General features: G+C 59.7%; 5 protein-coding genes. 2 read left to right on the forward strand and 3 right to left on the reverse strand.

The window, feature by feature from the left end; translation table 11 throughout:
• Positions 1–479: 479 nt before the first annotated feature.
• Complete coding sequence (locus tag AAFX91_RS36575) at positions 480–1703, reverse strand: MBL fold metallo-hydrolase (RefSeq protein WP_130584151.1); 1224 nt, start codon at positions 1701–1703, stop codon at positions 480–482.
• Positions 1704–1860: 157 nt separating this feature from the next.
• Positions 1861–2400, reverse strand: a complete 540-nt coding sequence (locus AAFX91_RS36580) for a DUF2380 domain-containing protein (RefSeq protein ID WP_394569753.1) — start codon at positions 2398–2400, stop codon at positions 1861–1863.
• Between the two features lie 1178 nt (positions 2401–3578).
• On the opposite strand from AAFX91_RS36580, the gene AAFX91_RS36585 reads away from it, so the two are divergent.
• Entirely contained in the window at positions 3579–3770 is a 192-nt protein-coding gene (locus AAFX91_RS36585; RefSeq protein WP_130231261.1) for a CsbD family protein, read from the forward strand.
• Positions 3771–5038: 1268 nt separating this feature from the next.
• Positions 5039–5422: a hypothetical protein gene (locus AAFX91_RS36590; protein WP_394569754.1), complete on the forward strand. Its 384-nt coding sequence runs from the start codon at positions 5039–5041 to the stop codon at positions 5420–5422.
• 1085 nt (positions 5423–6507) lie between these two features.
• Here the strand turns inward: AAFX91_RS36590 and AAFX91_RS36595 are convergent.
• Positions 6508–7359, reverse strand: coding sequence for a DUF1499 domain-containing protein (locus AAFX91_RS36595; protein WP_130583196.1), 852 nt, complete (start codon positions 7357–7359; stop codon positions 6508–6510).
• Positions 7360–7759: the final 400 nt, after the last annotated feature.

Consider the following 7759-nt stretch of genomic DNA (forward strand, 5'->3'; position numbering starts at 1 on the left):
AAAACGAATCGTTCCATCCAAAGCTTGAATCACAGCCAAGCACGAATGAGAATCCTGAATCCCAACAGACCCTAGCCGACGGAAGCGTGCCGGTGTTGGTAGTGCACTAGCGGACATAGGGCGTGGGTTGACGGCGAGCAAGAGCGCCATGATTTCCAGTGTGGGCGGGCGGTTGAACATCCACCCCGGTTGGACTTCGTCAGTAAAGCTAGTGTCCGCTTGGGTCAACGGGCGCCCTTTTGCTCTCGCTACGATGATTTCCGGTCAGGCCCAGCGAGCGGGAATATTTGGAGTCGGCCGGAAGGTCTCAGACGGGTCATCAGCGTCGTTTCGGCTATCGGTCGGTCGCTTCCGGTCTAGCCCAATGAGCGGACATGGTCAGAGTCCGTCGGCATGTCGCTGAAGGGCCAACAGGGGACATCCTATTTGGTGCTCGTTCTGCGACTTGATGCAACGGTACGAAGGGGAATGAAGCCCTGTTACCCCTTTCGAGCGGGCGCCGCTGCTTGGCCGGTACCAATCTGCATCAAGTCTCGGCCGATCACGAGTTCGCCCGAAAAGCCCTTGCCTGCAGGCGATAGCTGTTCACGCGTTGCGTTGCCGGGCACAATGTGGCTGAGGACAAGCTTCTTCACACCCGCTGCTTCGGCTATTCCGCCAACCTCTTCAACCGGCGTATGTGCGCCAAGCAGATGTTGCATCAAGCCTTCTTCGGCGACTGAACGCGGCGCGGGAAATAGACCATGGATCCATCTCGTCACGATGACTTCGTGAACGAGAATGTCTGCGCCTTTTGCAAGCTTGATCAGGTTCTCGCTGCGCGCCGTATCGCCGGAGAACACGATCGACCCGTCCTCACTGTCGAAGCGATAAGCGAATGCAGGCCAGACTGGAGCGTGCGCCACGAGGATTGCCGAAACACGAACGCGATCGTCCTCGAACACCCTGAACGGCTCCATCGGGGGAGCAGGGGTTTCATTGGGCGATTTGAACCCGGCAATTTGCGGGATATCGATGTCGTGCACCTCGACCAGCGCCTCGAGGCTCCGTTTACCATTGTCGCGCATTCGATCGTTCAAATCCGTCGCGAAGGCCTGATAGATGTAGCCTGTCATATCTTTGGTGCCAGGCGTCGGATTATCGGGGCTGATAATTGGCGCAGTCGGGCTCGAAGAGCCGGGGAGCGAAAAGACAGGCGCCACTTGGCCTCGCCGGCCCGGACCGAAGACCTTGAGGGGCGAGGCGGGACGGTCCAGCCCAGTGAACAATCCGAACAGCAACAAATTCGGATAATCGACTGTATGATCGGAATGGAGATGGGTCAGAAAGAGCGCTCTCAAATTGGCGCTCATAACGCGGCTATTAGCCGGCAATAACGCCTGCTGAAGGCGTTTGCCGACCCCCTCGCCGCAGTCCACGAGATAATAGGCGTCTCCAACCGCCACGGCCGATGAGATGCCGCACTGGTCCGAATTGGGCCACCATGTGGGACCGCCTGCCGTGCCCAGCAAAAGAAGTCTGGTCCTCGAACTCGCGGTGTCTCCGGACGATTGTGCGATCTCAATTCGTGTGTCCAGTTCGTCGTCGCCTGCGACTGCGGAGCACATCATGGGAGCGATAAGGCTCGCTCCAACGGCGCTTCCCGCGATGAAGCCACGGCGCGTGAGCGCTTGCTGGAGGGCATGTCCTATCAGGTTGCACATCGTCTCATCCTCCCGATCAGAAGAAGCTCTCTCGCAAAATCTCGTGGGTCAGATGCCCTCCCCGGGCGTAATCGCCAAGCCGACCGAGATCATCGGGCCGCACACGAAGCTCGTGCCCGCAGTTGCGCAGAATACGCTTCGGTGGTGGTCCGCGCCTTCATTGCTGCGACCTGCTTTCAAGCAGCCGGTTGCGGACCTCCTCCGATACAAAGCGCTCCGCCCGCTGCCATGCCTCGTCGTTGTCGCCGCGGAATTGGAAGTATTTCCTAAACACGATGCGCTGGGATGTTGTATCGATAGCAACAGTCTGCGCCAACTGCACCAGTGTGCTCATCTTATGAAAGCCGCCGATGATCAGGACCTGCGCGCCGGCCTGTGACGCCGCGCGCAGCCGATCGCGCAACGTCGGTCCATCGGTCGGACAATTCGAAGCGCAAAAGGACGGCACAAGCTCAAAACGGCGGTCTGCCGTGACATCGTCCCGCAGCGCGGTCATGAAAGCCCGCAATCGCTTTTCATGCACGGCCGTCTGATCGCTGGGCTCGTTCGACGTGTCTCTATAATAGAAATCGTCGACGGAGACAGCCAAGGCGTGGCCGGCGGTCGCGGCGGATGCATCTGAGATGAAGCTGCTGGATCCCAGACCGGTGAACAGGCCGGCTGTGGCAAGAGCGTGCAAGAGTAGGGCGTGGCGCATGGCGATGACTCGATCTGTTACGCATCCACCATCGTTTTGCTTCGAACTATGCTGAGCGCATTTTCGGCGGAAGTGTAGTGAACAATCGGTAATTGTGGGAGAGCCCTATCTTTCACAAGCGGCATCGGCGAGGTGCGCTAACCCCAGAGACGGGCAAAGGCTTTAAACTTGGGTTTGAAGTTCGTTACGCAGTGGGGACGGAAGTTCGCGGCGAGGATTCCTTGCGTTGCGGAATGTCGGCTTCGGGTCAAAAGCGCCGATTGGAAGGTCGACCAGTCACTTCTGATCTACCCCGATAAGCAGACGATTTCCGATCCCGCGCGGACTTCGCATTCGGGCCAACAGGCGACATAAGCGAAACCCGAAGTGCGAACCGCTTAATGCGTCAACTCATTTCGAAATGTGGAACTGCGGTCGTACGGGGCGGTAACATTATAACATTATGCGTCGGATCAGCTTTCGATTTTTGCGCCCTTGGCGGCGTTGCCTTTCGCACCATTTTAAGTGGACTGGAACCACATGCATATGGAGCATGCTGATGGCCACTTGCACCGAGAAACACCATGAGAACCACCCTCATCGCCATGGCCCGAATTGCGGACACACCGCGGTTCGCCATGACGGCCATGTGGACTATCTTCACGATGGTCATCTTCACCATATGCACGAGGATCATGTGGACGAACATGTCATCCCGATCGATGCGGCAAATCCCGTGAACTGCACCCCTCACGTCCGCTGCTCACATACTCACGGTCCAGGCTGCGGACATGAACAGGTGCCGCATGGAGACCATGTCGATTACCTCGTAGACGGCAGGCTGCATCATCCACACGGTGATCATTGCGATGATCATGGGCCTCTGCAGTTAGCCTGAGGACGCCAAGGACTACCCATCGAGCCGCTTGAGCGCAATCGGCGATCTGCCCAAAACGACCTGACCGGCGCCCGCCGGGGCGCGGTATGTCTCAGTTGGGTCAGATTCGGAATTGGCGGGCCAGCACATCTTGGACCGCTTTCGACCCGGTAGCTGACCTACTCCTCGCGTTCGCGATGGCAGCCAAGGGCCAAATTCAGAAGTCTTCGTGTGCAGGGCCGGACCCGTGCTTGTTCTCCGAGGAACCACTGCGTAACTCTTTCGTTGTGCTGGTCTTCCGCACAGCAAAAGGAACACGACCATGGATCGCGAACATGTGAAGGGCGCTGCCGACAAGGCAAAAGGCGCCATCAAAGAAGGTGCCGGTAAGCTCACTGGCGACAAGGAGATGGAAACCGAAGGCAAGATCGACAAGGCGAAGGGATCCGCACACAACGCCGCCGGAGATGTGAAGGATGCAGCGCGGGACGCCGCTGGCGCCCTCAAAAAATAAGCACAAGAGGGAAGACCAAGAACTAGCCGCCTCCGGGCGGCCTTTTCTTTTGCCACAGGGCGGTCGGGCTGAGTGACGAAGTCTGCCTTACCTCTAAGAACCGACCTTTAGCTTGGACGTGCCGCTATGCCCTTTTCGGGGCAGGAAGTGGCATTCCAAACGAAAGACGCCGCCAACTGCGGCGGCCTTACAATTGAGATACGAAAAGGGTAACGCATGCGATCAGCGTTGCCGTACTGAGGGTCACTACGACGAGAGCTTGTTCACTGCGGGCTTGCAAATCATCATCGTCCATTGATCCCAACGCCAGACCGCGCATCTGGTTTCGATGCATGGAGAAAGACTGCCTGGTTATTTCGGTGGAGCTCAGCAAATGCCGGCCGAACGTACGTTTGGGGCGAAGTCAGAAGAACTCAGCGTGAGCAAATCTTGTCGGCCATGCCACGCCAAGCGGACCTCGACGAGGCCATTGCCACTTCGCCGATGGGGCCAGATGGTCCCCGATGCTTCACCGTACAAACAGTTGCTCTAGTTAATTCGAAATCAGGCCATTCACATTTTTAAGATCGGTAGATGAACGGCTCGGGAAACCGACGGATGCGACTGGAGGCTGGGCGAGGTATGTCGCCTTTAGGGCCATTAACGGAAGTGCGCTTCAACGGTCTGAGTTTAGCCGCCCCTGTCGCGCATTGCTTTGAACCCCGTCTCAACCCGCGACGTCAAACCCTAGGCTTATAAAGGAGCTCGACGTAGTCCGGTCTACCTTCCACATCGGACGTTGCAGCGCTCGCGGCAGATCGACGCAAAGGGCCAACAGAAGACTCTTCCACCGCAGTAAGCGCTATTGTTGCCGCCCTGACACGTCAGGGCCGGAATTGGCCGCGGCACGGCAATAAGCAAACATCACGAAAAAACGAGGAGTGAGACGGCTCACAGACGTGCCTCGCTTTACACAGTAATCGAGGGCAGTCAGATAACCAGTGCGCCAGGGATCGATTTCGTCACGACGTCCTGTCGCGCGGCAATCCGCTTTCTTCGGTCTACAGGCGATTGACTCGGTAACGCGCGTTTCAAGCCGAGTTGAGCTTCGGGAAGCGGAATTTAAACGGAACAGGCCGATCTCTCCCTACGTCAAGGCCGAAGGCATCCGCATCGGATGCTGCAAGCCGGTAGCTCGCGTTTGAACAGCACGCTCGCCTCACGGAGCGTGACCGCATTGTCTTGTCCGCGCGTGGGTCTGCGACCGTCGATACAGGAGAAAAACGACAGTGATTTCATTCAAAGCTATTGCAACGGCCGTGCTGCTGTCCGCGACCGCAGCGACGCCGGCATTCGCGCAAGACCGCGCCCTGTATATCAAAAATCTACGCGACTCCGGGTATAATCCGAGGAACGACTACAATCCGAACGGGACCATAAGGGCCGCCATCCAGGAGCCGGGCGCGTTCGCGTTCAATTATCCCAATCTGGACGTTCTAAATGGAGGTAGGCCAACGCCTGCTGCCAGGTTGTCTCCCGACTGGCCCGTGTTGAAGGGCGCGTGTGCGTCGGCCAGCGGCGGCGTCTCTTACTGCGGCGACCGCTACGGCTCTTATGATTTTGCGCCCGGCGCATTCCTGCGTCATCATGGCCGCCGCCATCACCGGTCGTGACTCGACCGCGCGGTACAGCGCCATGCGCGGCCCCAAGGCCGCGTCATGGCGCAAGGCGGACCTCATCAGGCCCCTCAACCGAAAGCGTTACGTTTCGATCTCGTTCATGAAGATGAATAGGAACTCGATGAGATATTTCGCATTTATCGCACGGTAACCCTTGCGCGCCGGATGCGCCGCGCGCACGCTTGCCGCGCTAAGCGCTATCGACTTACGGAGGGTGCGACCATGCCACGGGTCAAGCAAGCTTCGAAGCAGAGACGCACAACAAAAGCCGCCGCCGTGAAGGTGCTGGGCGCCGCCGGACTGGGTCTTTCGCTGGCGGGCAGTGCATCCGCATCCACGATGCCCACTTCCGGTATCCCGCAATCTGACGATACCTCGCCGAATCAGCGCTTCGTTCTTGACGAAGAGGAAATGGCCGACGTCAGTCTAGCCACGTTCCATCTCTTCGATAGAGAAGACTTGGGCGGCGGCGTGCAGCTAGCGCGCGGCGGCGGCTGCGGTGGTTGCGGGTGCGGCCATGGTGGCGGGGGGTGCGGCGGCGGCCGAGGTTGCGGTGGTGGCGGGTTTGGCGGCGGCCGAGGTTGCGGCGGTGGCGGATTTGTTGGCGGCCGAGGTTGCGGTGGTGGCGGGTTTGTTGGCATCCGAGGTTGCGGTGGTGGCGGGTTCGTCGGCATCCGAGGTTGCGGTGGTGGCAGGTTTGTTGGCATCCGAGGTTGCGGTGGCTTCCGTGGTTGCCTTGGCTTCCGTGGTTGCGGTTGCGGCGGCTGCGGGTTCAGCATCGGGTTCTATGACGACATCGGGTTCGATGACGACATCGGGTTCGGTGGCTGGGGGTATGGTGGCTGGGGGTTCGGTGGTTGCGCGGGTTGCTGCGCATCCTGGGGGGCGTGTCGCTTGTGCTAAGTCCCACCAAGGACTCTGCTGAGCTGCGATCAGCCTCTCGCTGGTTACGAGTTTAAGGTCGCCTTCGGGTCAGACTCGGTCATTCGGCGATGTTGGCTCGATGTCCGGTTTGCCCGAAAGCGGACGCTGCTGGGTGATTTAGGAGTACAGGCCCCAGCGGTGTCCAACCGACCGCCTCACTTCTTCACCGTCTTCGCCTGCGCCTTCGGCGGTGCTGGCGCCTTCTTCGGCGTGGCCGGCTTCGCGTTGTCGACGGCGGTGTTGATGTCCTCGATCAGCTTCGACACGCGCGCGGCGTTGCTGCCGAGGTCGGCCTCGAAATAGCGCGAGGCGGAGCGGATATCGACCCGCGAGTCCTCGCCGTCGGGCATGATGCGGATCGCGACATCCTCGCGGAAGCCCATGATCGGCGTGCGCGCCACCGCCTCGATGCGGCCGATGCGGCGCGGTGGCGTCGGCGGGCGCTCATCGATCACGAGCCATTTGCGCCGGTTCACCAATTGCAGCGTCACCGTGTAAGCGCGGTCCACCGGCACCTCGAGCTCGACGGTCTCGATATCGGGATAGGCGCGGCGCTGCTGGTCGGCGGAGTAGAGCCCGGCATAGACGGCCGAATTGGTGTCGTCGCTGGTGCGCAGGCGCGACAGCGCCTCGAACCGCGGCGGATCGATCGGGTCGGTGGTGATGTCGTGGATCGGCGGCAGCCGGCGATATTGCACGGCGAGATAGGCGGGATAGGCGAGCACCAGCGCGTTGATCAGGAAGGCCAGAAGGATGCGGCCCATGCCGCGCGAACCGTTCTGCCAGATCGCGGCGAAGGCGGCGAAGCCAAGCAGGATCGAAAGTCCCGCACAGGCCAGCGCGCCGAAGAAGGTCGCCAGCGCCGGCTTCATCTCCAGGAAGCCGAAGCGGACGATGAGGATCGAGACGATCACCGCGACGGCGGAGAAGATCGCGAGGTTGCGTGCCCAGGTGGCGAGGCTGGACACCGGCTCCGACTGATAGGGAACAGAAAACCTGCGGGCCATCGGTGAGAACTGCCGTGTTGTGGCTTGGCCCACTGCCAGGGGCCGGATGAAAACTGGCAGCTTGAGACCACGGCGGCCCGGCAATTTCAAGGTTTGCGGGCGATATGGGGCGAGCGACGGGAAAATTTGGCAACCTTGCCGATTAACTATTCAATCAAACTGATCTTTAGTTGCAGATTGACTCGGCGGAACTTTGGGCTAAAGGCTCCACTCTAGGTTGTCGGAACCGCCGAAGCGAAGGGACCGTCCTGGCGAAGGACATCGGCGAACGGCAATCAAAAAAGGATAACGGCGGGCGTCAGCCGGAAACGTTGCAAGAGTGACCTAGCATTACAGTTGTCTTTTTGTTTTGAAGTGCGCGCGCTGGGCGGCGGCCTGGTGAGCTCTACGCCAAAGTGAC

The sequence above is a fragment of the Bradyrhizobium sp. 31Argb genome (assembly GCF_043638955.1).
In the GTDB taxonomy this organism is placed as follows: Bacteria; Pseudomonadota; Alphaproteobacteria; order Rhizobiales; family Xanthobacteraceae; genus Bradyrhizobium.